We start from the raw sequence: 666 nt of genomic DNA, 5'->3' as shown, positions 1-666 counted from the left end.
GAAGCTCAGGGCGCGCTTGCGCTCGGCTGCATCGGTCATCAGGGACGCCGATTCGATCCGCTCAAGGATCTTGTTGCGCAGGGCAACGGCTTCCTCGATGGACTTTAGGCCGATGCCGGAATCTGCCAGGCCCGGGATCGGGAAGGTTCGGGTGATGGCGCCGGCGGCCATGACCACATCGCGGTATTCGAGCTCGAAGGGCTCGCCGACAACCGGGACAACGACCGCCTTGTTGTTCTTGTGGTCGATCGCCGAGACGCGGCCCGTGATCAGTTCAGCGTGCTTGAGGTGCTGACGGTGCGAAACCACGACGTGGCGCGGTTCGATCTGTCCACCTGCGACCTCGGGCAGGAACGGCTGGTAGGTCATGTACGGCAGTGGGTCCACGACGGTGACGATACCGCCATGGTCCTTGACCTTCTTCTGCAGCTTCATTGCGACATAGAGTCCAACGTAGCCGCCGCCGACAACAAGAGTGCGCGGGCGATCGGAAAATTGTGTAGTGATAGGCATATGCCCCATACTATCCCCAAAAACACTGTTTGTGAAAGTCTTCACTAGCACTTTTTGGGGTGGTGACCAGCACAGTCCTTCGTGCGCGCCTACTCCTCGCGGCCGGACTCCGGCAGCTCATCGAAAATGTCCTTGCCTCCGCCATGTTCACCG

General features: G+C 60.2%; 1 protein-coding gene. It reads right to left on the bottom strand.

Annotated features, from left to right (window positions below; genetic code table 11):
• Nucleotides 1-513 (bottom strand): FAD-dependent oxidoreductase (locus tag B879_RS24235; protein WP_040401647.1); only part of this gene is annotated, 513 nt, incomplete at its 3' end.
• Nucleotides 514-666: the final 153 nt, after the last annotated feature.

This window comes from Cecembia lonarensis LW9, assembly GCF_000298295.1.
Taxonomy (GTDB): Bacteria; Bacteroidota; Bacteroidia; order Cytophagales; family Cyclobacteriaceae; genus Cecembia; species Cecembia lonarensis.
Note: the sequence above shows the minus strand (reverse complement) of the source record. Positions and strands in the feature narration are given on the sequence as shown.